The organism is Brevibacillus sp. HB2.2, from assembly GCF_013284275.1.
In the GTDB taxonomy this organism is placed as follows: Bacteria; Bacillota; Bacilli; order Brevibacillales; family Brevibacillaceae; genus Brevibacillus; species Brevibacillus brevis_D.
On sequence record NZ_JABSUV010000011.1, the window covers coordinates 132,833 to 157,405 of the forward strand.

General features: G+C 43.9%; 27 protein-coding genes. 4 read left to right on the forward strand and 23 right to left on the reverse strand.

Going from position 1 to position 24,573, the window contains the following annotated elements:
* Positions 1-13 precede the first annotated feature (13 nt).
* From clpP to rph, 5 genes are all read right to left on the reverse strand, one after another.
* Positions 14-595: an ATP-dependent Clp endopeptidase proteolytic subunit ClpP gene (gene clpP, locus HP401_RS10510; protein ID WP_007722241.1), complete on the reverse strand. Its 582-nt coding sequence runs from the start codon at positions 593-595 to the stop codon at positions 14-16.
* A 131-nt stretch (positions 596-726) separates the two neighbouring features.
* Complete coding sequence (tig, locus tag HP401_RS10515) at positions 727-2,019, reverse strand: trigger factor (RefSeq protein ID WP_087350684.1); 1,293 nt, start codon at positions 2,017-2,019, stop codon at positions 727-729.
* Between the two features lie 124 nt (positions 2,020-2,143).
* A complete protein-coding gene (locus tag HP401_RS10520; RefSeq protein WP_173604985.1) occupies positions 2,144-2,683 on the reverse strand; it encodes a metallophosphoesterase family protein in 540 nt (179 codons plus the stop codon).
* 30 nt (positions 2,684-2,713) lie between these two features.
* Entirely contained in the window at positions 2,714-3,307 is a 594-nt protein-coding gene (locus HP401_RS10525) for an XTP/dITP diphosphatase (RefSeq protein ID WP_173604964.1), read from the reverse strand.
* Positions 3,300-4,061 (reverse strand): ribonuclease PH, encoded by a 762-nt coding sequence (rph, locus tag HP401_RS10530; RefSeq protein ID WP_173604965.1) that lies wholly within the window; start codon positions 4,059-4,061, stop codon positions 3,300-3,302. Before rph ends, HP401_RS10525 begins: the two co-directional genes overlap by 8 nt.
* 214 nt (positions 4,062-4,275) lie before the next feature.
* On the opposite strand from rph, the gene HP401_RS10535 reads away from it, so the two are divergent.
* Entirely contained in the window at positions 4,276-5,523 is a 1,248-nt protein-coding gene (locus HP401_RS10535; RefSeq protein ID WP_173604966.1) for an MFS transporter, read from the forward strand.
* A gap of 19 nt (positions 5,524-5,542) precedes the next feature.
* On the opposite strand, the gene HP401_RS10540 is transcribed toward HP401_RS10535, so the two are convergent.
* A complete protein-coding gene (locus HP401_RS10540; RefSeq protein WP_173604967.1) occupies positions 5,543-6,595 on the reverse strand; it encodes a GerMN domain-containing protein in 1,053 nt (350 codons plus the stop codon).
* A 96-nt stretch (positions 6,596-6,691) separates the two neighbouring features.
* Positions 6,692-7,504: a glutamate racemase gene (racE, locus tag HP401_RS10545; RefSeq protein ID WP_173604968.1), complete on the reverse strand. Its 813-nt coding sequence runs from the start codon at positions 7,502-7,504 to the stop codon at positions 6,692-6,694.
* 170 nt (positions 7,505-7,674) lie between these two features.
* Between racE and HP401_RS10550 the strand changes: the two genes are divergently transcribed.
* Positions 7,675-8,706: a superoxide dismutase gene (locus HP401_RS10550; protein ID WP_173604969.1), complete on the forward strand. Its 1,032-nt coding sequence runs from the start codon at positions 7,675-7,677 to the stop codon at positions 8,704-8,706.
* A gap of 78 nt (positions 8,707-8,784) precedes the next feature.
* Here the strand turns inward: HP401_RS10550 and HP401_RS10555 are convergent, their stop codons facing one another.
* Positions 8,785-9,891 carry a peptidylprolyl isomerase gene (locus HP401_RS10555; protein ID WP_173604970.1) on the reverse strand — a complete coding sequence of 369 codons (1,107 nt, stop codon included), beginning with the start codon at positions 9,889-9,891 and terminating at the stop codon, positions 8,785-8,787.
* 200 nt (positions 9,892-10,091) lie between these two features.
* Between HP401_RS10555 and HP401_RS10560 the strand changes: the two genes are divergently transcribed.
* Positions 10,092-10,538, forward strand: a complete 447-nt coding sequence (locus HP401_RS10560) for an acetyltransferase (RefSeq protein ID WP_173604986.1) — start codon at positions 10,092-10,094, stop codon at positions 10,536-10,538.
* Between the two features lie 274 nt (positions 10,539-10,812).
* Here HP401_RS10560 and HP401_RS10565 read toward each other — a convergent pair whose 3' ends face one another.
* The 11 genes from HP401_RS10565 to HP401_RS10615 form a co-directional block, all read right to left on the reverse strand.
* Complete coding sequence (locus HP401_RS10565) at positions 10,813-10,974, reverse strand: hypothetical protein (protein ID WP_173604971.1); 162 nt, start codon at positions 10,972-10,974, stop codon at positions 10,813-10,815.
* Positions 10,975-10,976: 2 nt separating this feature from the next.
* Entirely contained in the window at positions 10,977-11,537 is a 561-nt protein-coding gene (locus HP401_RS10570; protein WP_173604972.1) for a MauE/DoxX family redox-associated membrane protein, read from the reverse strand.
* A gap of 15 nt (positions 11,538-11,552) precedes the next feature.
* Positions 11,553-13,337, reverse strand: a complete 1,785-nt coding sequence (locus HP401_RS10575; protein WP_173604973.1) for an ABC transporter ATP-binding protein — start codon at positions 13,335-13,337, stop codon at positions 11,553-11,555.
* On the reverse strand, positions 13,334-13,867 hold the full coding sequence (locus HP401_RS10580; protein ID WP_173604974.1) for a TlpA family protein disulfide reductase: 534 nt from the start codon (positions 13,865-13,867) through the stop codon (positions 13,334-13,336). The genes HP401_RS10575 and HP401_RS10580 overlap by 4 nt, the downstream gene beginning before the upstream one ends.
* 457 nt (positions 13,868-14,324) lie before the next feature.
* Entirely contained in the window at positions 14,325-14,759 is a 435-nt protein-coding gene (locus HP401_RS10585; RefSeq protein ID WP_173604975.1) for a hypothetical protein, read from the reverse strand.
* Positions 14,760-15,652: 893 nt separating this feature from the next.
* Positions 15,653-16,345, reverse strand: coding sequence for a hypothetical protein (locus HP401_RS10590; protein WP_173604976.1), 693 nt, complete (start codon positions 16,343-16,345; stop codon positions 15,653-15,655).
* A 32-nt stretch (positions 16,346-16,377) separates the two neighbouring features.
* The gene (locus tag HP401_RS10595; RefSeq protein WP_173604977.1) at positions 16,378-16,569 is read right to left on the reverse strand and encodes a PepSY domain-containing protein; all 192 of its coding nucleotides are present in this window, start codon (positions 16,567-16,569) and stop codon (positions 16,378-16,380) included.
* 47 nt (positions 16,570-16,616) lie between these two features.
* Entirely contained in the window at positions 16,617-17,507 is an 891-nt protein-coding gene (locus HP401_RS29855; RefSeq protein WP_254457044.1) for a polymorphic toxin-type HINT domain-containing protein, read from the reverse strand.
* A gap of 57 nt (positions 17,508-17,564) precedes the next feature.
* Positions 17,565-18,797 (reverse strand): IS110 family RNA-guided transposase, encoded by a 1,233-nt coding sequence (locus HP401_RS10605; RefSeq protein ID WP_173604978.1) that lies wholly within the window; start codon positions 18,795-18,797, stop codon positions 17,565-17,567.
* Between the two features lie 139 nt (positions 18,798-18,936).
* Entirely contained in the window at positions 18,937-19,176 is a 240-nt protein-coding gene (locus HP401_RS10610; RefSeq protein WP_007722200.1) for a hypothetical protein, read from the reverse strand.
* Between the two features lie 14 nt (positions 19,177-19,190).
* Positions 19,191-19,970 (reverse strand): recombinase family protein, encoded by a 780-nt coding sequence (locus HP401_RS10615; protein ID WP_173604979.1) that lies wholly within the window; start codon positions 19,968-19,970, stop codon positions 19,191-19,193.
* A 171-nt stretch (positions 19,971-20,141) separates the two neighbouring features.
* On the opposite strand from HP401_RS10615, the gene HP401_RS10620 reads away from it, so the two are divergent.
* On the forward strand, positions 20,142-20,342 hold the full coding sequence (locus tag HP401_RS10620) for a helix-turn-helix domain-containing protein (RefSeq protein WP_173604980.1): 201 nt from the start codon (positions 20,142-20,144) through the stop codon (positions 20,340-20,342).
* Positions 20,343-20,606: 264 nt separating this feature from the next.
* Here the strand turns inward: HP401_RS10620 and HP401_RS10625 are convergent, their stop codons facing one another.
* From HP401_RS10625 to HP401_RS29670, 4 genes are all read right to left on the reverse strand, one after another.
* Positions 20,607-21,521, reverse strand: a complete 915-nt coding sequence (locus HP401_RS10625; RefSeq protein ID WP_173604981.1) for a phage/plasmid replication domain-containing protein — start codon at positions 21,519-21,521, stop codon at positions 20,607-20,609.
* Between the two features lie 163 nt (positions 21,522-21,684).
* The gene (locus HP401_RS10630) at positions 21,685-22,641 is read right to left on the reverse strand and encodes a phage lytic cycle repressor MrpR family protein (protein WP_173604982.1); all 957 of its coding nucleotides are present in this window, start codon (positions 22,639-22,641) and stop codon (positions 21,685-21,687) included.
* Between the two features lie 175 nt (positions 22,642-22,816).
* Positions 22,817-23,185, reverse strand: a complete 369-nt coding sequence (locus HP401_RS10635; protein WP_173604983.1) for a hypothetical protein — start codon at positions 23,183-23,185, stop codon at positions 22,817-22,819.
* 19 nt (positions 23,186-23,204) lie between these two features.
* On the reverse strand, positions 23,205-24,573 hold a 1,369-nt coding region (locus HP401_RS29670), incomplete at its 5' end, for an RHS repeat-associated core domain-containing protein (protein ID WP_217366027.1).

Consider the following 24,573-nt stretch of genomic DNA (forward strand, 5'->3'; position numbering starts at 1 on the left):
ACCTCACAACGGGTCAGTTTTTGCGTTCAATAATAGAGTCAATCAATCCGTAGGCCTTTGCTTCTTCTGCACTCATGAAATTGTCGCGGTCTGTATCTTGCTCTACACGTTCATAAGGCTGACCTGTCCGCTCAGACAAAATCTCATTCAGCTGGCGCTTCGTCTTCATAATCCATTCCGCATGAATGCGGATGTCTTCTGCTTGCCCACGTACGCCGCCGAGCGGTTGGTGAATCATCACCTCGGCGTTTGGCAGAGCGAAGCGCTTGCCTTTTGCACCAGCAGCCAACAGGAAAGCACCCATACTGGCAGCCATGCCCACACAAATCGTGGACACATCCGGTTTGATGTACTGCATGGTGTCATAGATGGCCATTCCTGCTGTAACAGAACCACCTGGAGAGTTTATGTATAGCGATATGTCTTTGTCCGGATCTTCTGCCTGCAAGAATAGCAGCTGAGCGACAACCAGATTGGCGATTTCATCATCAATCTCGGTGCCCAAGAGAATAATCCGGTCTTTCAGGAGGCGCGAGTAAATATCGTAGGAGCGCTCTCCCCTGCTTGTTTGCTCGATGACCATAGGGATTAACATTATGTATTTTCCTCCTTTGCCGAAAAAAGTCAATGGTGGAAAAACAAGGCACGATACACTCGTGCCTTGTGGTCTTGACAGCCAGCGTCAGGGTTAGCCTGCCCACTGACCAATCATGCGTTCTTCTAAGCTTATGCTGTTACTTTGCTTTCTGCAACCAGCAAATCTACTGTTTTGCGAGTTTGCACATCGCGGTACAGCGCAACCATGCCATCTTGTGCGGAGAAGATTTTGCGCAGCTCATCTGCTGGGCGGCCGTATACGCCAGCCAGTTTATCCAGCTCTGCGTTTACGTCTTCTTCTGTTGCTTCGATGTTTTCTGCTTTGCCGATTGCTTCCAAAGTCAAGGAAGTGCGAACGCGGGATGTTGCGTCTGCACGCAATTGATCACGCAATTGGCTCTCATCCATGCCGGAGAACTGGTAGTACAGTTCCAGCGTCATGCCTTGGTATTGCAGACGTTGACCAAATTCATTAACCATTTGATCCAATTCATGCTCAACCATTACTGCTGGCAAATCGATCTCAGCGTTTTCAGCTGCCTTCAGAACGAGTTGCTCACGAACATATTGATCTTTTTCTTGCGCTGTTTTTTCTTCGAGTTTTTTCTTGGTGTCTGCTTTCAGCTCTTCCAGCGTGTCGAACTCGCTCACGTCTTTGGCAAACTCATCATCCAAAACAGGCATGTTTTTGCGCTTCAGGCTGTTCAGCTTTACTTTGAATACCGCTTCTTTACCAGCGAGGTTAGGAGAGTGGTACTCTTCAGGGAAAGTTACGGTAATTTCTTTTTCTTCGCCGATGTTCAAACCAGCCAGTTGCTCTTCGAACCCTGCGATGAAAGTACCGGAACCCAGTTCCAGAGAATAATCTTCTGCTTTACCGCCTTCAAAAGCTACTCCGTCTTGGAAGCCTTCGAAATCGATTACAGCGATATCGCCTGTTTGTGCGGCACCCTCTTCTACTGCTACGAGCTCAGCATGACGCTCTTGCATGCGCTTCAGTTCAGCGTCAACGCTCTCTTCTGTTACAGAGAAGTCTTTTTCTTCGATGGACAGACCTTTGTAGTCGCCCAGCTTCACTTCAGGCTTCACAGTTACAGTCGCTTTGAAGATCAGGTTTTTCCCTTGTTCCATTTGCGTTACGTCTACTTCTGGACGATCTACTGGCTCGATACCAGCTTCACGAACAGCTTGTCCGTATGCAGTTGGAAGCAGAATGTCAAGAGCGTCTTGGTACAAAGATTCTACACCAAAACGGGATTCGAACATTTTGCGTGGTACTTTTCCTTTACGGAATCCTGGAACTTGAACTTTTTGAACCACTTTTTTAAACGCTTGATCCAATGCTGCGTCTACTTGCGTAGCATCTACTTCAATCGTCAGGACTCCCTGGTTATTCTCTACCTTTTCCCAATTTGCTGCCACGTAAACTTCCCCTCCTAAATCGAATAACAGAACATCGCCAGCCGCGCCATGGTATCTTCGCAGGCTCGGATGATAATATTCTAGCCATTATAACCATTCTAGTATAGCACAAATCTTTTAGTTTTCAAGAAGACCTCATTGGTCGACGAACAGAATAGTTCCCTCCCAATTGTGGAACCAGGTTGCCAGCATGATCATAAAACGCCACGGATATGTAAGTTTCTGTCGGACTCGTTCCTGTCTCTTCTAAAAGAGCGTATGTCGGTACGTGAAAACCTCGTGGCATTTGCAGGCTACCTGGATTTAGAAACAAAATGTCTCTTTCTACTCCACAGACAGGTACATGGGAGTGACCGAATACGACTACATTTGCCCCGACCTCTTCTGCACGGTAATGAAGGCGCAGAAGAGAGCCTTTCACTCCAAAAAGATGCCCGTGCGTTTGCAGGATGTGAAGGTCGCGCCATTTGGTCTCTTGCTCAGTCGGCACCTCTTGTGTCGAATCGCAATTGCCTCGGACAAGCGTCATGTTGGAAAACGGCTCGCGCTTATGATCGACACAAAAATCGCCACAATGCAGAATTTTTTCGACATGATGTCGGTTGACGACCTGGCTTACTTCCCGAACCAAGCCGTGGCTATCGCTCATGATGAGTATTCCCATCACGCTTCACTCTCCTGTTTTCTCTCTTGTCTACTTGAGGATTGCAAGCAGTTGCTGCATGGCACGAGCGCGGTGGCTAATCTGGTTCTTTTCTTCTGGCATGAGTTCGGCCATCATTTTGTCCATCGATGGGACGTAGAATACCGGATCGTAACCAAAGCCATTTGTCCCTTTTGGTTCACGCGCGATCACGCCTTCACAAGCCCCTGTGGCAATAATTGGCTCTTCGCCCGGAATCACCAACGCCAACGTACAACGGAAGCGAGCTGTGCGTTCCTCTGTCGATACCTCTTCCAGCTCTTTCAACAATTTACGCCAATTCTGCTCGTCTGTTGCATCTTCCCCAGCGAAGCGTGCGGAGTAAACACCTGGGCGTCCTTCCAGCGCATCTACTTCCAAACCGGAATCGTCACCCAAGGCTGGCATATTCAAGTATGTAGAGATTTCGATTGCTTTTTTCAGCGCATTTCCTTCGAAGGTGTCCTTGTCTTCTACTACCTCAGGCACACCATCAAATTCAGCGAGGCTAATTCCTTCCCAGCCTGCATCTGCGAACAGCCTGTTGAATTCTTTCACTTTTCCTTGGTTCCGTGTTGCGAGAACGACTTTTTTTCGATTAGGCATGACTTTCCTCCGCTACCGATTGTGCAAAAGAGAGCGTAACATCAGCGAGCGCCTCTTTTTGACTGTTGATCAAGTTGTCAATGCCGACTTTTGCAAGGGCAATCATTTCTTGTAGCTGTTCAGGCGAAAACGGAGCATCCTCCCCTGTTCCTTGCAGCTCGACAAATTTTCCTTTTCCCGTCATGACGACATTCATGTCGACAATTGCTGTAGAATCCTCTTTGTAGTTGAGATCGAGCACGGCTTGCTCGCCGACTACCCCTACTGAGGTTGCTGCCAGGAAATCGTTTAACGGAAGCTGTTTCCAGGTGCCACTATCCACCAGCTTTTGCATTGCGTCTACCATTGCCACAAACGCTCCGGTAATCGAAGCTGTCCGTGTACCTCCATCTGCCTGAATGACATCGCAATCCAGCCAAATGGTGCGTTCACCCATTGCTTCAAGGTTCACAACGGAGCGCAGAGCGCGTCCGATCAGACGCTGAATCTCCATTGTTCGTCCACCGACTTTTCCTTTCGACGACTCACGCGCGTTGCGGGTCGCTGTTGCTCGGGGAAGCATGGAATACTCGGCTGTGATCCAGCCCTTCCCGCCACCACGCATAAAAGGCGGTACCCGGTCTTCCAAAGTCGCCGTACAAATCACCTTTGTGTCTCCGACTTCAATCAGGCAAGATCCTTCTGCGTGTTTAATGTAATTGCGCGTAATGGTTACTGGGCGCAATTGGTCATGGGCACGGCCATCCACTCTCATTCCAAGTTCCTCCTAAATCGCTTTGTTACACTCCGCTCATTATACCAGAGGCGGGAAACGATCTGCCACTGCACAAACGCCTCTTCCCTATTTACGTGAATTGCAAATATTCTTGTCACTTCCTTCCTCATAAAAAATTTCTTGCCGTCACTCGACTATTTAAAATATCATCTAATTAGATATTCAATTAATTTGATGGAAGGTGAATCTGCTCATGAGCTTCTTGTTTCTTTTGAAAAAGCCGAATCTGCGGCGCCTTTTAACCGCCAATTTCTTAAGCGGAATCGGAGATTGGTTTAACAGCGTTGCTGTACTCGCACTGCTGCTCGAAATAACGGGAACAGCTATCGCGGTCGGCATAACCCTCGCACTACGCACGCTGCCTCACTTGATTTTTGGTCCACTGGGCGGTCTGATGGCAGACCGTTTTGATCGAAAAAAAGTGATGGTTGCCTGTGATCTCGTCCGCGGCTTCGTTGCTCTTTCGTTTTTGTTCGTATCTGAAAAATCAGATGTATGGATGGTCTATGCAGGTACTTTTTCGTTAGTTGCCTTTTCTTCCCTTTACAATCCTGCACGAATGTCCCTGCTGCCTAAAATCGTTGACCCTGAGGAATTGGCGACTGCGAATGCACTTGATCAAAGTATCTATGGAATCGTCATGGCCATCGGTTCGTTGATCGGCGGTATTTTTGTTGCACTGTGGGGAAGTGATCTCGCTTTTCTTTTCAATGCCCTCTCCTTTTTCGCCTCGGCTCTGTTTCTGGCTAGGCTGAAGGTACCCGCCTCCCCAAACGCCCCCGTTTCTAACGTACAGTTGCAGCAGGCTGCTAAAGTCTCTTCCTACGGAGAGGTGATACGCGCCATCACATCCACACCGATTGTGTACGCCATCCTTTTGTTAAAAGCCGTGTGGCCAATCGGTGGGGGGATCATCAATGTCTTGATCAGTGTCTATGCCTATCAAGTGTTTGCTGCCGGTGAATGGGGAATTGGTCTGTTGTACGGAGCGATCGGGATTGGCTTCATCATCGGAGGAATACTTGCTCAGCGCTTTCAACGATACTTTTACGAAGTGGCTGCCAGCAGCTTTGCTGTGGAAGGCTTTGGACTGCTTTTGACCAGCTTTTCACCCACGATTTATGTAACGGCACTGTTCTTTGCGCTATCCACCGTGGCGGGAGGAATGGGAAACGCCAGCCTGAATACGTTGATCATGCGGCATGTCACCCCTAGCTACCACGGCAGAGTATTTGCTTTGGATGCGACGATCTCAAATATTCTGATCGGTCTTTCCATGCTCCTTGGCGGCTGGATTTTGACGATGGCAGACCCACGCATAGTCGGCTTTGTGGCAGGTCTTTTGATCACGATCCCATCGCTTGGACTCGGGCCCGTTATTTGGAGAACCGTACGGACCGGTGACAACGAACCATTGGCGAACAAAAACCACGCTCGTTAATACGGGCGTGGCTCGTTCCTTACATCTGTATGGGATTGAGTTGAACTGGGCGGCTCACGGGCTTGGTAAACGCGCCACTAGCGAGCGGTTTTCCTTCCACCAGCAGCTGCACTTGCTTGGCTCCTGTCGTCTCTGTCAATGACAAGACGAGCGATTGCAGAGCTTCTGGGCTCGCTTCCTTGCCATCGTCATACTTGAGGATGTCACTGCTCAAATTGACTGTCACCAAATCTTTTTCCTGCTTCACATTCAGAACACGTGTCGTACGCAGCAAGGAACTGAAGAGCTGGGATCCTTGTTTCGGTCCTTTGATCAACTCTTCGACCGTTGCCTTGGCGATGTCAGTTGTTTCCGGAACCAGACGAGTGACCGGGACATAATACGTACGTGTATCATCCAGCTGACCCTGGAAATAAACCGTTACGCTAGAGGTATCCCCTGGTATTGCCCCATCGCCCAGCTCAAGATTGACTCCTTGATTCCGGTCTAATAGCGTGATGGGTGTCTTGGTTGCTGGCATTTCTGTCAACGGCGTTCCGTTCACCCAAATTTGCACAGTCTTGACGGTGCTAAATTCCGTCAACGCCCGGGTGACAGCATCGACAATTTTCTTCTCGTCCTTCTCTTCGTACGTTTTGAAGTCTTTGGAAAAATCAACAGTGGCTACGCCGTTCTTGATGACAAGTCCTTTTACTTCTGTCCCTTTCGGCAAGACAGCGGAGAAGCCACCCTGGAGCATGCTCTCAACCGGTCCACCTTTTACCATGTAGCTCAATACTTGTTTGGCAGGACCGTCTGATTTCGGAAGAGTCATCGAGACAGGAACGATATAGCCGTTAGCATCCTGCAAGTACACCATTCTCTCTCCAGTCTCCTGAACGACCGGTTGTGCGCCATCTTTTGCAGCATCCGGGGTCGGCGTGCCGTTGGGCAAATCCACAGATACCTCTGACTGTGGTGGTGCATCAATACTAATTGTTTCCTTTTCCGGGCCAAAGAGACCGCAGCCCGACAAAAGCACTGCGCTAACTCCCAGCACGGCCGTCATTTTCCCGATGTGCCTTATCTTCATTTCCCCAGCCTCCTCCACACACTTTGTACTACCATGTATACGAGCTAGGCTTGGGTTTATGCGTTGAAAGTTTGTCTCGCCAGACAAGGTCTTCCATCAGGGCTGGACAGTTTTTTCCAGTGAGTTGTGCTGGACGTTCACTTTGCAATCCAGCCATTCTTCTGCAATGGTCCGGAATTTGTTAGCATCCCCACTCGTCACAAACAGATGCTCCGGGCGCCCTATTTGCTTGCGTTCGGCGTCCGTCGCAATTTGCAGGGACAATTCTCGCGCTGTCTCTTCTGCGGAGTTAATCAGGCGTACTCGATCTCCCATCACTTCCGAAATAATTGGTGCCAGCAACGGATAGTGTGTACAACCCAAAATTAACGTGTCCAAATCTTCGTGCAAGAACGGGGCAAGCGTTTCTTTTACAACTCTTCTTGCTTCCTCCGTATTTGCCATGTGGCTCTCCACCAGTGGCACAAATGCGGGACAAGCCATTCCTGCGACGTACAGATCAGGCTGAATCCGCAAAAGCGCACGTTCATACGCCTTGGTACGAATAGTCGTTTCCGTCCCGATGACACCGATCCTTCCGTTTTTCGTTACTTGAACAGCCGCACGCGCCCCTGGCTCAATCACCCCGATGACGGGTAGCGGCAAATCCCCTATCGCTTCCTCCAGCACGACGGCAGTCGCAGTATTACAGGCGATCACCAATGCCTTTAACGGTGTACGCATCACATAGTCGATCATTTGAAAGCTGTAGGTACGAATCTCTTCCGGCGATTTGGAGCCATACGGACAACGGGCATTATCGCCTACATAAACAATCCGTTCTTCGGGTAGCTGACGCATGACTTCCTTCGCAACAGTTAATCCTCCCACTCCTGAATCAATAACGGCAATCGCTCGTTCTCTACTCATACTAATGTGTCTCCCCTGTTGAAATGAATATAGTACAGCATACCACTCAAACATTTGTGCTACTACCATATGCGTAGATGAAATTTCTTGTACTCCGCAAATGTCGCACCTTCTCTAAGCGCCTTTCATAATGTGAGGAGTGATGATGTGCCCACGAGGAGGAGAATCTTTTGGTAGAAGAAGCCAAGAATTTGCTGGACTGGAGCCAATGGGGGCGACAATGGATCGAACATTTGCGAAAACATAAGACCCTCAACCGAGAACTCGAACGGCATCTGCACAAATTCGAAGAAACATTTACACGGATCGGAAGGCAAGCATCCAAGCTTTATTCAACAAAAGACAGCGACGAACTCCCTACTCTCATCACTCGCGCAGAACAAGTGCAGGAGCAATTCCATCACTTTTTACGACTGGCACAGTTGAGTGAGGATGACCAACTGGAAGAAGAAGCGAAGGAACCTGTTGCGGAATCAATAAATGCACAGCCAGCGGTGGCAGAAGAAGTACAAGTGCCTGTTGTACCAGAACCAGTTTCCTATCCCGGTGCACGTGAGCCAGTCCGTGCGGCACGCCCCGTGGCTGTCGGTCGGCATACCCTCCCCCCGCTCCCTTATGCGTACAATGCTTTAGAGCCGTACATCGATGAAGCTACTATGCAAATCCATCACAACAAACTGCACCAAAAATATGTAGACGATCTCAATGCAGCAGAGAGGAAGCTATCGGATGCGCGAGAAAGTGGCAACTTCGATCTCATACGCCATTGGGAGCGCGAGCTAGCCTTTAATGGGGCCGGTCATTACTTGCATACGATCTTTTGGTCATCCATGAGTCCAAATGGGGGTGGCACTCCCTCTGGTGATCTCGCAGCGGCAATCAATCGGTATTTCGGTTCGTATGACGCCTTTCAAAGACAATTTAGTCAGGCGGCAGAAAAGGTAGAAGGTCCGGGGTGGGCGATCCTCGTTTGGGCCCCGCGAGCACATCATCTGGAGATTCTTACAGCCGAAAAGCACCAGAACCTGTCACAATGGGATGTAATTCCGTTGCTGGCTCTGGACGTATGGGAGCATGCCTATTTCCTGGCGTATCAAAACCAGCGAGACAAGTATGTAGAGAACTGGTGGAATATCGTCAACTGGCCCTATGTGGAAGAGCGATTCGAAAAAGCACGAAAACTGCGCTGGGAGCCGTATTGACTTGTCTCTCCCCTTCATTGACAAACCCCCTCATCATCCCAAATTTCAGGAATGAGAGGGGGTTTTTGTTGGCAAAACTTATTCGCTATACGGGACAAATTCAATCTTTTGTACCTTGATCGGATTTTGGATGGGCTTTGCATTCTCATCTGTTTTCTGGGCTGCAATCTTGTCTACGACCTCCATCCCGGCAAATACATGCCCAAAAACAGTGTGACGATTGTCGAGGTAAGCTCGTCCGCCAATTTCTTTATACTTCGCTTCTGCATTCAGCGGCAGCGCCGACAAATCGAGGTACTCCTGATCTATCTTCGGGCTTTGTACAATGTAGAAATGCGTGCTATTTGTATTAGGTCCAGCGTTCCCCATGCTGAGTGCTCCTCTGAAATTGAACAGATCCCGGCTAAACTCGTCCTCAAACGACTCGCCGTAAATACTCGGCAGCTCCTTGCCATCCGGCCCTTTCAAATCTCCCGCCTGAATCATGAAGTCGTTGATCACACGGTGAAAAATCATATTGTTGTATTGCCCTTTTTTCGCGAGTGTTTTAAAGTTTTCCACCGCTTTTGGAGCTTTGTTCGGGAACAGCCTCAGCTTGATCACACCCGCATCTGTCGTGATCACGCATACTTCTTCTCCTTTGCGCGGTTTCTCTAACTGAATCAGCTTCACATCTGACACATCGATGCCAGAGTCCTGCCAAATGACGCCCCACGCCTTCCAGTTTACCGGGTCTGTCCCGAGTCTGGCCAAGCCGAGATAATCCGTTTTTTCAATGGCCTTGTTATCTGCGGTATACCCGACGTATTTGAATTTTACAATCGCGCGATAATTATTGAAGGCGTCCTCTTTCGTGACGGTGTACAGCTTGTCTACCTTTGCTTCGATCACCTGAATGTTTTTGTATTGCGCCAATCCTTCCATATAGGTTTTCATCGCAAAATTCGCCAAGGAGTCATCTGCTACCAGCTTTGCTACTTCAGCAGGATGGGATCGTTGCTTCACCAAGGATGCGATGAAATCATTCACTTCCTGCTTGTCTCCCCCATGTGGGCGGAACTGGTTGACCTGAACTTCATTCCGATAATCATGAATAGCGTTTGCAGCTGCTTGTTGGACAAAAGTTGGACTTAGTAACGGGATCGCAATACTTGCAACGACTGCCAAAGAAACGAGTTTTTTCATTTTTCCGCCCCCACTAATTAGAAGATTGTTCCATAAAGACAGTATAGCTCAATCCGCGAATTGATGTCTGAAATATTTTAAAATTCCGCCAAATAGAGCGAAAGCTGTGAACATGATAGGAAAGTTCCTAGCATCTCTATATAATAAGCTCTCAAGAGCGCTCTTTACTGTTTGTTAGTTTGAATCAGGGAGGTTTCATGATGAATACCAAAACTGTTGTTTATGAAGCCAGCTATCATGATCAATTGGTAGATATTTGGTATCGTGCCGTTTGCCGTACGCACCATTTTTTGACAAAGGAAGATATTGCGTTTTATAAAAACATGGTAAAAAATGAAGCACTATCTGCCGTTGAGGTATGGATAGAAATAAACGAAATGAAAGAGCCTGTAGGCTTCATTGGCCTTGATGGAACGAAAATCGAAATGCTGTTCGTTGATCCTGAATATCACGGAAAAGGGATTGGGAGCAGATTACTCGAACATGCAGAGCGTAAGTATGGCCCTCATTTGAAAGTAGATGTCAACGAGCAAAACGAGGGGGCTCACGCTTTCTACAAACGGTATGGATTTGTGCAAACAGGACGATCTGAACTGGATGGTTCGGGAAGGCCCTTTCCTCTGCTTCATTTAGATTTAGAACGTTAATTTTCGGTTTAGCCAAAAAAACAAGACTGCCTCATGTAGTAGAATTCTCTACTAGCGAGACAGTCTTGCTCTACTTATGTGTCTGAAAAACTACCAAGGGCATTCACACAATGGGCCATTTCTTATGCATCCTTTTTGGCATCCTGCAAATCCACTTGCTCCGAGCTTTTGGAGTAATTTCTTGAACATTCTTATCGCCCCTTTTTGTAATAAATTGTATTTACAGGTATATAATACAATGATTATATCAAAATTGAAAGCGTTTTCTGAAATTTCAGGAATTCATATGTTTGTCGCTTCTTCTACTGTACTCTTCTGCTGCTTCCATTTTATTAATGAACGTCCCGACCACCTTTAATACTTGAAACAAGACGACCAAAATTGCGATGACCGTCACCCATAATACCCCGAACCCAATCATCCAGCCTGTAGACATGTTCATCCCTGCCTTTTTCGCAAAATATGTTTGGACGTACTGATTTCTCCGCTAATGGCCATGAGCAGTGAGATGCATACACTCGAAAAGAAGATAGCCATAACTTCGTTGGTGATTTCGAAACTACCGGACAACAAATAATGGTCAACACTCGCCCAGCCCCCGCTCCATTGCCCCACACAGACTGCCAGACTGATGAATACGAGGTTACGCAATACAAGCTTCCACGATAAAAAATGGTTTCCCGCCATTCCGCCGCATCCGCATGAAATCTTCTTTCTCCCTTTTGCTAGATTGATACTGATCGCAAGTGTGTACGCCCCTAGCAAAAAAATCGCCAAGAACAGTCCCAGCGTTGTAAAAAGACCGATTAGCAAGGATACCGCTACGGTGACTTGCAACCCCAGATCCAGATACGTAAAGCCTTTTGACCACGAATAAGGTATGATCTGATAGGCTCGCACAATGGACAAATGCGTGCCCATATCCCTTATTTTTGAAATAAACGTGCTGAGAAATAAAAACGCGAGAATCAGCCGAAACAGCAGCCCAAGCTCCTCCATAACACCCCTCCTTTGTTACGCAAACCATTTCGCCTGCATGCGGTACATGCGCGAATATTCTCCGTTTGCATCCATGAGCTCATCATGATGCCCGACTTCGATCAGCTGACCTTGCTTCATGACAAAAATCCGATCCGCCATTCGTGCCGCAGCCATCCGATGGGAAATAAAAATCGCCGTCTTATTCTGTGTGAGGGCATCAAACTGCTGAAATACTTCCAGCTCTGCCTGCGGATCAAGTGCTGCCGTAGGCTCGTCCAGAATAAAAATCTCACCTCTTCTATATAAAGCCCGCGACAACGCGATCTTCTGCCACTGTCCACCTGACAAGTCTTCGCCATCCTGTAGCGTCCGCCCCAAAATCGTATCGTATCCACTAGGGAGCCGACGAATAAAGGTATCTGCACCGGTTTCAACCGCTACCTGCCTCATCTGGGCGGGATTGACTTCCTGCGTCACTCTCCCAATGGTGATGTTCTCTCCAGCAGTGAAGTTATACCGTATGAAGTCTTGGAAAATAACCGTGATATTTCGTTGCAGGTCGGAAATATCGAGCTCACGAATCGACTGATTGTCGAACAGAATATTTCCTGAATGAATCGGATAAAGCCCCATCAGGCATTTGACGAGCGTCGTTTTTCCAGAGCCATTATCGCCGACAATCGCAATACGCTCCCCCCGCTTGATCGTAAAGGAAACTTCATGGATCACATTACGCTCCATTTTGGGATAGCAAAACGAAACCCGATCAAACCTAATACCAGATTGCAGCTTGGTGGGAAACTCAGCTTTGCCAGTGAGCTGCGGAATCGTTATATCCTCGTATTCCAGAAAGTCAAACAGATCAGCGATGTACAAGCATCTGTTGACGATATGTGCGAGGTTAAAGGTCATTTGCGAAAGCAGCTGCTGCGTATTCTGTACCGCTTGTGCAATCGCTACAAAATCCCCTACCATCAGGGCGCTCGCACGAAGCAGCGATACGACCAATCCCAAGCAGCCAATATACATCGAGGAGGTAAATATCCCTGAGAGAATCAGTGCTTTTTCTCTGCGGTGGAGCAGACGAAGTACCTCTTTCATATTTTTCAAAAACAGGCGAGACCATCTGCCTAGCAAAAAGTCCTTGAGCTGAAACAGTCGGACTTCTTTGGAGCTGTCACGCTCATTCAGGATCGAACTGATGTAGGAGGCTTCTCGAATTTCCGGCGTCTGTAGCCTTGCGAGATAGTATTCCGACATACCAAATTTGATTTGGACAATTAACAGCGGGATCACGGCCAGCAAGCTCATCACAGCTAATCCCCAGTGAATGCTAAACAAAAATACCGCAAACGAAATCAGAGTAATCAGATTTTTCCCGAGATCCAATACCCTTTCCAGAGGGTCCAGGAAGCGTTCCCCCATTGCTTCTGCCCGAATGCGGTGATGATGATTGTAAAATTCCGGATCATCGAAATAGGAGAGCGGAACAGATGCTGCTTTCTTTGCTACCATATGCTCCAAATGATATTCCAGTCGTTGCTCCGTATGGGCATTGAGAACACGCAAGACCGTTTCCAACGCATTCGTCACCAACGTCACGGAAAACAATCCAGCAAGCAGCCAAAGCAATGGCTGGTAATCATCCGTGTGGTCCAGCGCAATGGCTGTAACCTCGTTCACCATTTCTTTCATAATCCAGATCGTAGCTAACGGGGAAAATGCCAGGATGATTCTGAGAGCAATAGAACAAATGAGCCATAGCTTGCCATGTGTCCAAATTAATCGAACGGTTTTTGCAAAATAGGAGCGAATCATGCTGGTTCACCTGCTAGCGCCAGGAGCTTCTTTTTGGATTCCACGGCGGTTATCGGCTTGGCACGAATGACGTCCTGTTCATCGATTACGAAAACGCTGGGGAAATGGTTGATCTGGTATGCTTCCAGCATGGGTTCGTTACCGATCAATACTGGTATGCCGGATATGTTGTTTTCTTGTAGCCATTGGGAAGTGGTTATGTACTCGGATTCTGTCGAGATGATTACGGATGCATCTGTGAGTACCCTTCCCTCGGATAATAGTTCGTGCACATGATTGGCACAGTGCCCGCAGCCTGTATGGGTGAAGTTTACGATGAGTGGGCGGGGCAGGTGATTTAGTTGTTGTTCTTGACCGTTTAGCGTGCGGAAAGGTAGCGATTGTAGTTTGGTGCCGATTGCTGGTCCGGTTTCCGGGATGAATGGGTGGAAGTGATGGACCTGATCTTGTGTTTGTTTTAGTAGGGTGAGGAGTTTTGCCAGTATGAAGGCAAAGATAAGTAGAAAGATCATGTTTATGGCTATGAGCAAATCTATCGATCTCCTTTCGTGCGACTCGAGATATGCGAGAGGCGTGACGTATTTTTACAGAGAAAATACCATAATATTCAAGTTTTGTCATTGTTTTATGTTTGAGGAATTTCTGTTTATTGAAAAGATTTTGGTGATTGAGAGGTTAAACAGTGATGGAGGCTTGCTCACGTATACTTATAAACTAGATAAACAAAACAGCCCCTGCGAGCCAATAAGGACGCTTATTTGGGGCTGCTAGATAGTTTACTTAGATATCAACGCAATTTAAATCTGGTCTAGCAGTATCATCCCCTGTACCCAACAAGAATCAAATATTTTCTCTCTAAACTGGCAGACCGTCAACATTGTGCCGAAGAGGAAAAAAGACCTTAAGAACTTTTGTCCTTAAGGTCAGGCATTCATTTTTAACTTTATTCCCCAATTTCGAAAAAGGGTGTAATAACGACGATTAATTTTATGGATATATCTCTTCTATTGAGGCGAGTTTCACTTCCTCCGTAAAATACCATTTAATTTTAGGAAATACCCGCCCCATAAAATCTCCTTTCTGCTTCTCATCAATTATCAGCACAAATGAATCAACACTTTCTCTTAAACTAAGTACGTACGCGTGATTCATAAACTCATCGTTTTTCTGAATGACTAAACATGTAAATAAATTATTTATCCCTAAAGATTCCTCCACCTCATTAGAATTATTTATTTCATACCAGACAAGTGAATTGTTTTGTAAGGGTTGAGTTCCCCAAGGAAAAACCCACTCATTATTAATAAACCTAATTCTTGGACCTATAAATTCTTTCTCTTGAGAAGTACAATGCTTTTCAAAATGGTCCTTAGTGTGAAAGAACAGAAAAATATCTCCTTGATTGAGAAAGGAGAGCATCACTTTTATCCTTTCCTCTAATGAAATCTTACCAATAATAGAAGTTATTAAGGTAATAACGATTCATAGTTAAATATATCCCCCTTATTATCGAGCTATATATATGGATGTGCGGTTCAGTTAAATCCACCCTCCATTATTTGGATTAGGCGTATACCAATTCTTCACAACACAATCATGCACCCATATTCCAAAATTTGATGCAAAGTACGAATTAAAATCAACAACCTCAAAGTTATAAACCGTTGCTTCACGCGACTCTTTCTCAATTTTATCAATAGCTAGTTTAGTACCGTCACTTGAAACGCAATCCTCCAACTTTAAGCTTTTTAACAAGTGCCCTAACAATCAAAAAATTCACGGCATACTTTTTTAAAGGCAACAGCCATGACTTGAAATGAACTAAACTATCAGGATGATATTCAATTCTTAACACGTTTTTTCTTGAGTTAGGGACAAAAGCTGATAGGAAATGGATACGTAAAGCTAGATGGAATTGGTAGAAGAAATTCAAAATACATCCGTAAAATTTATTACAATCTGGTCAATCGAAACTGTGCATACTCCATACTCAGGCCCCCAACCCGAATTTTTTAACGATTTTCGGACTATAGAGGGCAAGTCCGCTAGCTTAAAACCTTCCTTACCTGCTTCTATATAAATTGGCACGTTACTAGATTAATTTTTGGGCCTTAACTATAAAAAATCGGGACATCCCCTCATTTTGTTGCAATAAATACTTTTTGACCGTCTCATACCCTATACATCGTTTTATATACGTACATTGTTGCAATCCATGATAGTTCGGCTCTGTTAGGCTTAGCCTCCCAATTCATTCGTTACTAGGTAGGAGTAAAAAAAAGACCTTGAGGATCGCTCCCCAAAGTCTGGATAAATTATAAAGGAATAATATTTGTGTAACAAACATCTTGCTTTACAATACACACGCTTAAGCGATAAGCTTTTTTCCCTTCAATAATTTCCAATAAATCTTTCAGTATTTTTTTCTCTTGTTGAATAGTGACCTTGTTACTCTTACCAAAATTACCTATGGAAATTATTTCATCATTTGAAAACTTAAGAGACTCATTGATGTGTAACATTGCCACAATTGTTTCATTTAAAACATATTCATCTCTTGTTTTCACATGTGTTGAAGATAATATTTCTTTTAAAGTACTTACATCATCATTAGACAAACATTTATTAGCTAATAAATCAGTAATAAAAGGGTAAAAAAATAATGATCGTTTATTTGGGAATTCAAGCAAATTTTCTTTTACAGAAGTTACCTCGATAAATTTCCTCTTTCCTTCTAAGTACTCAATAATATCCTTAATTTCAGAAAGATAAAAGGATGCATTATTCTCCTGATATCCCCATTCCCATTCATCAAGTAAAGGATCATTTAAGTCTCGTAACCTCTGCAAAATGTCAATTATTAGCCTATTTCTTAAATATTGATCATAGCCCTTATTACAGAATAATTGATACTTTTCGTCTGCCCACCGGGATAGTTGTTCAACTTCAGTTAAATTATGCATAACATGCTCTAGTTTAGCTAGAAGCACTTCATTTATTGACTCCAAATTATTATCACCTCGTTGATTATTCAAAAATATTACTTTATATCTAGCCAATCGCTAGTTTTATTTGGACCGGGAACATACGCTTTTTGCGACAATATTTTACCAGTTTTTGGGTTAACTACATAGTGCCATTCCACTCTATTCCCTTGCGCATTTTCCCATGTCATAAAGCCTTTCTTCCAATCATTTGGATTAAAATTGGTAATCCCCTGTTCTTCTGCCATCTTTAGATAATTCCCATTTGGATCTTTTAGATCCTTAAGCTTATCCTCTATTTTTTTCCATAATTTTGAAGGTAACTCAAATCGATACATCCATTATTAGTATTATGCACCCAAATACCAAGGTCACTAACGAAGTAGGTATGAAACTCATCAACCGTCATGTTGTAAACCGTTACCTGCTTGTGCAACAGTTCGATGCTGTCTATCTTGAGTGTATTCCCATCACTCTGAACTAGCAAATCACCGACTTTGAGGTCTTTAACGAATGTCCATCCTTTGTCCTTTACATAGAACGGATGGTTAAAGGTCGATTCAATCATCTGACCGCCTACATGGATTTGGTAAATCTCATCCGTCTCATGGTTGAACGTAGCAGTAACCTTTTTATAAGCTACCTCACCAGTCTCTTCATTCTTCGAGAGTACCTTATCTCCGACTTCAATGTCTTCAATATTCTTCTCCCCTTCGTCTGTTTTAACCTTTGTACCCGCAGTAAAGCAATTACAATTCGAAATTTTAGCATTTGATTTAACAGCTATGCTTTTTGTAGTGCTTTTTGTAGTGCTTTTTACGGTAGTCTTTGCTAAACTTGCCCCTGTGTTTGAGCTTCCCATAGTGGAGATATCTCCTGCTTGATGAAAGGCATTCAATCCGCCATGGAAATATACAATCGTAGAAACTTCTTCTCGCATATTCACAGGCACAATTGCATTCACTGCATCACCAAAATCCATCCGATTTTCGTCCGCATATTTGACAGATTTTTGTGCCCAATACATTGCAAGATCTTTATTACTACCACCGAAATAACTGCCGCCCTCTGTTTGATCTATATAATGTCCACTCGGGTCTATGAATCTAATTGGATTGTTATGCGTATACGTATACCGATTAAACGTTAACGGATTATCCACTTGCCCCTTATACGTATCCTCCATGATAAAGCGCTCAATGGATAAAGGTTAGGTGGCAACATTTCTGCTACCACCCTGCTACTACGCCGCCTGTTCTGTAAGAACTGGCATTTTATATTCCGTCTTGTACTTCATCATGCTGTATATGACATTGACCAATTTACGCATCACGCAAATAATCGCTTGCCACTTGGTTTTCCCTTCTGCTAGCTTTCTTTCGTAGTATGCATGATAAACAGGATGATTGGGTTTCTTCGCCCTTGATACACCCAGTTGACGAATGGCAAGGTTATAGAAGATATCATACAGACTACGGTTGCCTAACTTGCTCTTTTTACTCTTCTGCTTGTTCCCTGAACTATGCTGAACGGGTGCAATTCCAGCGAAATTAGCTAACTTGTCAGCACTGGAAAAACGTGAAATATCGCCAATCTCCGCGATTAGTTCCGCTGCCGTGACCGTACTAATTCCGTGCATGGTCTCTAGTTTGTAATCCAGTAAGGCAAGATGCTTAGCCAACTCTGTGTCAATTTGTGATAGCTGATGGTCTCTGATGATCAAGTCCCGAACCACATTTCTTATAAGAAAATCATTGGCTTCCTGATAGTCCTTCGATGTGTCACCGTCTTGCTGTACGAAAGATAGAATTTCCTCTGCCTTCTTGGTAGACATGTTGCGATTGCTCTTCTTATACAGAAAGGTAGCCAATTCATCCACACTCACCCCACGCAAACAACTCGGAGAAGGATATTTCAACCAGAAAGCTAATGCCGTCTTCCCATCTACTTGTGAGAAGAATTTCTTGTAACTTGGATAGTGATAGCCTAGCAATTGATGAAGCTGTAACTTGATTCCTGTTACAACACTCACAATGTTCTCTCTTCTTGTGACAAGCTGTGAGATTGCATAATAAAGGTCATGTGGATTCGCAGTCGGCAATGTATCCAAGTTGGAAATCAGGATTCGAGCCACACACTCTGCATCCCACGCATCTGTTTTCTTGTTATTTGGACTGCTTCTCCGAATAGATATCGTAAGGGCAGGGTTAACCGATTTTACTTCGTATTTGTTTTCGTTAAGGAACATAGCCAATCCTCTTCCGTAGCCCCCTACATCCTCCAAGCCAAACACAGGGGTCAAGCCTTCCCTCTTTGCCATTTTTTCTACCTGTTGCAGAAACTTAGGAAACGCTGACGGCTTGTTCTCGAATTGGATTTCGTCCCTCTTTTCATGGAAACAGGTCATAATCACCGCTGTATGATGACGTTTATGTAAGTCTATGCCGATATATAGGTACTTCAATTTATGATGCAAAAAGACTTCACCCCTATCTTTGATGAGTAATGATGTAGAGAAAAGAATGCCAGCACCCTCCGAACAAGCATTATTCAAAGATGAACACGCACGGATACGTTAGCTCGTACATTCTTTTCATGTCATTATCGTTCTATCATTACGGTTGTAATTTGGTGCTAGACAATGCCTTCGCTAAACGGATTTGCAGCAAGTATTCTCGTTGATGTAATTCCACCTGAAAGATGGCTTTTATTATTTCCTCTATCGTAGCGATGTTAAATACAGCGTTCTCTTGTTGAACATAGTCAAAAATTAATTGTGTACCTATTTCGCATGTCTGAATCTTGTCAAGAGAGCGTATCTCTTCCTGTTTATAATGAGTGAATTGAGCTTCCACGTTCGTTCCTCCCGCTACATAATGGCTTCGTGAAGTCCATTTGCTTCAATCTGACCATAGCGGTAGGTACCCTTGTAGAAGGCTTCACGATCAATGATTCGTTTGACCTGTACCTTGGTAAAGGATTTATCGTGTGTCGTAGTATACCCCTCTGTATTCAGTTGGACAGCCAATTGGGAGAGTGACCAAGTAGGATGCGTTTCACGTAAGGAAAACAATCTCCGCACAGTCTCCGCCTGTCTCTCATCTATCTGAATAGCTTTTTGTCCTTTCGTTGCCGTATATCCGAAAGCAACGCCACCTCCTGCATATCCTCCTTGTTGCGCTTTCTTTTTTCTTCCCCGCCCTAGTTTGAGTGCGATCTCCAAACGTTGGTATTGATCGAGTAATTCCATCATGCCATTGATTAGAAAATCATTTGGGTCATGGGCATAAATACTATAGTTGGGCTGTTCAATTGCTTTTACGTCTACGCTGTGCCGTTTTAATTCTCTTTGAATGAGGACTTTCACCATGTCGGCTCTCCACAATCGGGAAGTGTTGAGAACGATAATCTGGCTTACTTTTTGCCAATGAAGATTAGCAAGTAATTCCTGTAGTCCTGCACGCTCAATCGTTAATCCATCCTCGTCCACCTTTGCTCCGCTGATTCCTTCATCTTTGTAGATTCCGAGTAATTCTAGGTTATTCTCCTTGCAATAGCGCTCGATCTCTTCTACTTGATAGGATAGGCTGTACCCATCTTTTACTTGTCCTTTGGTGGATACTCTCACATAACCGACTACTTTCTCCATGCGTTTCACCCCTACCGTTACAGGAATTGAAATTAATGTAACGCTTAACCGAAACATTATGGTTTTATTATATAACTCTTAACCGTAACATTCAATGACTTCCTCCTTCTTCGATGCTATAATGAAAACAAATTCCGTCTCTTAGGAGTCACTTTTCAGGAGAGAAACTACATGGCAATTCGTATAAAATTAAGAGAAATTCTTGAACAAAAAGGGATAACTCAGCGGGAGTTGGCTAGATTGACTGGTTTGCGAGCCAGCACAGTGAATCATCTTTGTTCTGAAAAGGTTGATCGGGTTTACTTGGAAACACTAGAACTCATCTGCAAGACTTTAAACATTCCTATTGAGCAGCTTATTGAGGTTGAATAGCTGCTTATTGTAATTTCTACAACTTCACCGTGGAACTCGATGTGCAAAACACTTATCGTCGATGTCAGATTCAGCACTGGATGTAATTTGCCCCCCCCACTGTTCCAATCGTCAATGCATCGTTTTCCCCTCGTTTTTCCATAGGTTGTACCAATTTGTCCTTATTACTCCTACTTTTCACACTTTGGCACCTTGAATCAGATACAATATTCTGTAATTATTATCGCTATCGTAAACGTAACAGATTCAATTGGGTGGATGTCTTCAGCCCTGAACTGAATCAATAATCTCTAACCTTTTTAGCCCTTCCTTTTTCGGGATGGTTATTTTCTTTGCCAAACTCCTACGATTAGGAAGAGTGGATGTTGTATAAATTGCTCTTATTCCACTTTCTTGGAACAAGTTTTTGATCATAGTGAAACCTAGATAAGTCTCAATCTTTGATATTTCCTCCTTGTTTTCCAAAAGCCATTCATAATCAATGGTTTCCACATTTTCTGTGTATGGCAATCCCTCCAGTGTCTTATTGATTATGTAAGTAAAAAAGGAATGAGTGACGAGATGAATGGCTCTCTTCTCTTTGGTATATTTCTTCAAGTCATTGTCGCTTGGTCTAATTTCTAATCGTAAAATTCCTTTGGACTGCTCAATGATCTCCTTCGGTTCCTTCACTCGTTTACATTGCTTGTATTTATCGTATAGCATGACTCTGCTGCTTTTGTTATAAAACTCTACCGTTTCATCATGATTATAATTTCGCGTATCTTTATAGGGCATTTTCCCTTTGCTCAACTGACGAACATATTCCCCTGTTCGATTCCCAACATGGAAATTGCAGCATACATCTAAACGGGTAATTCTCCAATCTTCATGGGCAATATGGATGCCGAATAATTGCTGTAATCGTTCTTGTACACGCTGAAAGAAGATAGGAATATCTGATTGTTCGATTGCTTTGACATTATTTCCATATAGCATCTTAGGAATCGAAACTTGGATAGTTAAAGTGCCGCTTGCATCCTGATATTTGATATATGGAATGATCTCGTCTTGCATTTGGAATGTGGTTATAACACCTGTTTTCTGATTACGGTATGTAAAAGATGCAAAGTTAAATTGTCGTAATATGTCAGGTTGAATAAATACGGAACTTACTTTCATTTTGATGGAATCAAACAATTATATAATCTCCTTTTTACTATAAATTTTAATATATTGAATATGATTTGGACTGTTATAACAAAAGATAGCGACTCATACGTTTAATCACCTCCTCCGTCGATTTACAATAAATCTTTAGTTTTATCTTGTTTTCCCAGAGGAATTACATCCTCTAGGTGCGTTACTCGTACAATGCAGCAATCATGTCTGGGTTAACGAAGTCTTTTAATCCCCACCACATATACTCTAGCTTGTTGCCATTCATTACTTTGCTTACGCCGAACCGTTCACATATCTCATGATACTGCTCTTTTCCGAGTTCACCATCACGTTCAAGCAGTTGTTTTCCCATCCAGATCATCCCGCTGCGTTGAATTGTTTTCACTCGTAGATTGTCCAAACCAAAGTATTCTTCTAATGCATGTAATCTCCCATAAATCAGATGAGGACTGACTTGTTCCATATGAACATTTCTTGTCTTGGCTGGCCTGATTACATAGCCTGTTTCAATTAATTCACTTGTTTCTTTGAGATGATCTCGTCTCATCTCCCCATTACCTTTGAGATAATCCTTTTGCTTGATTGCGCCATCTATCAATTTCAGACACTGCTCGGATATTGGAATTTCTCTTGTTTCATCTTTATCGTTAAACAATATCAATGTTCGTTTCTCATCATTGACTTGTTCACGTTTTAGATTGCGTAGTTCACTTACCTCTTTTCCACCCGCACCTTCGAATAGCAGGGAGAGAATCACTGAATCTTGATCGTTATTACATTGGTCAATAATTGCATCGATTTCTTGCTTCGTAGTAAATTGTTGATGGGTGTTTCCTACCATGTTCTTAAACCATTCTTTTGAAACGGACTCCAGTGGATTGCTGTCCTCTCTAAGCCCCTCTGCCCTTGCCCAATTCAAGTAAGCAGATATCGTTCTCCCAGCCGTATTAAGAGAGTCTCCTGTAGAAGCATGGAAGCTGTGCAGGGCAGTTTCAATCTCATCCAGTGTAAAGTGGAGCAAATCCTTATCCTTTTCCACTTCGAACTTCTTTGTCAGGTTGAACACTCTTGAATAAGCTTTTTGGGTGTTTTCTTTATATCCTTGCAGAAAGGTAGTTTTTATTTCGGGGTTAAACATGGTTACACACCTTTCTTGATGAAACAGGATTACTATAAATTTACAGTTCGACTTCTTTGAATTGATAATACTATAAATTTACATTTTAAAACAAGAGTTTTTTACTTCTTTCAGGAATAAATTAAGGAAACCCCAAACGAGTTCTTGATTTTTCGTTTGGGGTTCAAGCAGTTTCTTAATTTACTTGCTTTCTAAATTTTTCAATCTCAATGGCCCATTCCTGCACCAATTTTCTCAACTCAGTTGTTTTGATGCTATATTCTACATCTTCCTCATCCTCAAGTTGTTCAAATAAGTAATTAACAACCCTAGTATGCTCCTTGTTAATTTCAATTCGGCATGCATTGCCCCTAGCTTCTTCATACTCACACATTCCATCCAGGACGCTATCAATAAGTTCGTTGATTCTAAAACCATCCAATTCCGATGATATATCACTAGTCAAAAAATCTACTACTGCACCCATAGATTCTGGGAGATCAATTGTCAGTGCCTTTAATCCGTTTGATAAAGTGACTGTCTTAATCTTATATTGGTACTCCATGGTATCCTCCTTAACTATACTAGTATTTAGGAAATGCTGAGATTATTTTTCCGGCACTATCTAAATACATTTCAATTACCATTCCAGAACTTGTAGTTCCTCGATAGGTATTCCCCTGAACTAATGCTTTGTTCGAATAGGCTTCATTAATTCCATTTAATACTTGATCTCTAGTCCAATTATCAGGGAAGAAAGTTGACTTTCCATTATTACCATTTTTCAACACACCATTAAACTCTACTTGTGCTTCGTAGACTCCAAATTGATTAGCGGATGATTTAGTTCCTGGTACAATTCTAGCAGCTCCATTTGAACCCGCCAACCAGTGAAATCCCCCACCATTACTACCTTGAAGTATATGCCCTTGGGCATTAGCGCGAAAGCTTTGTGTTGAAGTGTTCAGTACCTGCTTCGCTACTTTAGTACCATTTACTGCTGCTATAACCGCCTTGCTGCCCACCTTAACTATCTTAACACCTGCTCCGCCAGGTCCATACTCCGCTAGTTCATTTGTATATGCCTGACTAAATACTTCGAATTCTACACCACCTCGAAGCTCTTTAGGGATTGAGTTCTCCCCATACTTGAGATAGCGATCAACGTACATCTGTTTAGTTTCATGACTCATACTATAAAAATCTAAAGGCTTAAACCTTTCCCCAGTACCTTCGATTGTTACTTGATGACCTGTCGGATCAACAAAGATAATTGGATTGTTATGTCCATACGTATATCTGTTAAGCGTCAACGGATTATCCACTTGCCCTTTATACGTATCCTCCGAGATAAATCGCCCTATCTTCGGATCATAATACCGGGCCCGCAAATAATAGAATCCGCTCTCCTTGTCAAACATCTCCCCCGCATACATAAACGGGTTGGAAATCGTCTCTTTGACTTTATCCGCAATCAGATTACCCCAAATATCATAGTCGTACGTATTCAGAACATTACCATTAGGAGCTTTGATTTTGACAACATCACCGTGGCTGTTGTAATAGTAGGTACCTTCAAGATTCGACGCATAGTCCTTTCGCCAGATCAACTGGTTACCAAACACATTCCGCGCCTTGACCCTGCCATCTTGCGTCAGCTCTTCAATCACTTGCCCATCCAAATAGACGTAGTGAGTCGTATCCGTTACGCCACCAGTCTGTTGCTTCGTCGCCCGCAATCCACCTGGGTAATACGTGTACGTCGTTGTCCCTTTCCCATCCTTGTACTCCTGCAAACGATTAAACAAATCGTGCTTCATTTCATAGGAGCCCAGGATATCTACCGGAGCGTTTGCATACACTTGGCGGTTGCCGCGCTTGTCATAAGCGTATTGCTTAACGTTACCCTCGACTGATTCTTCCTTGATCCGGGAAAGCTTGTCGTACACAAAT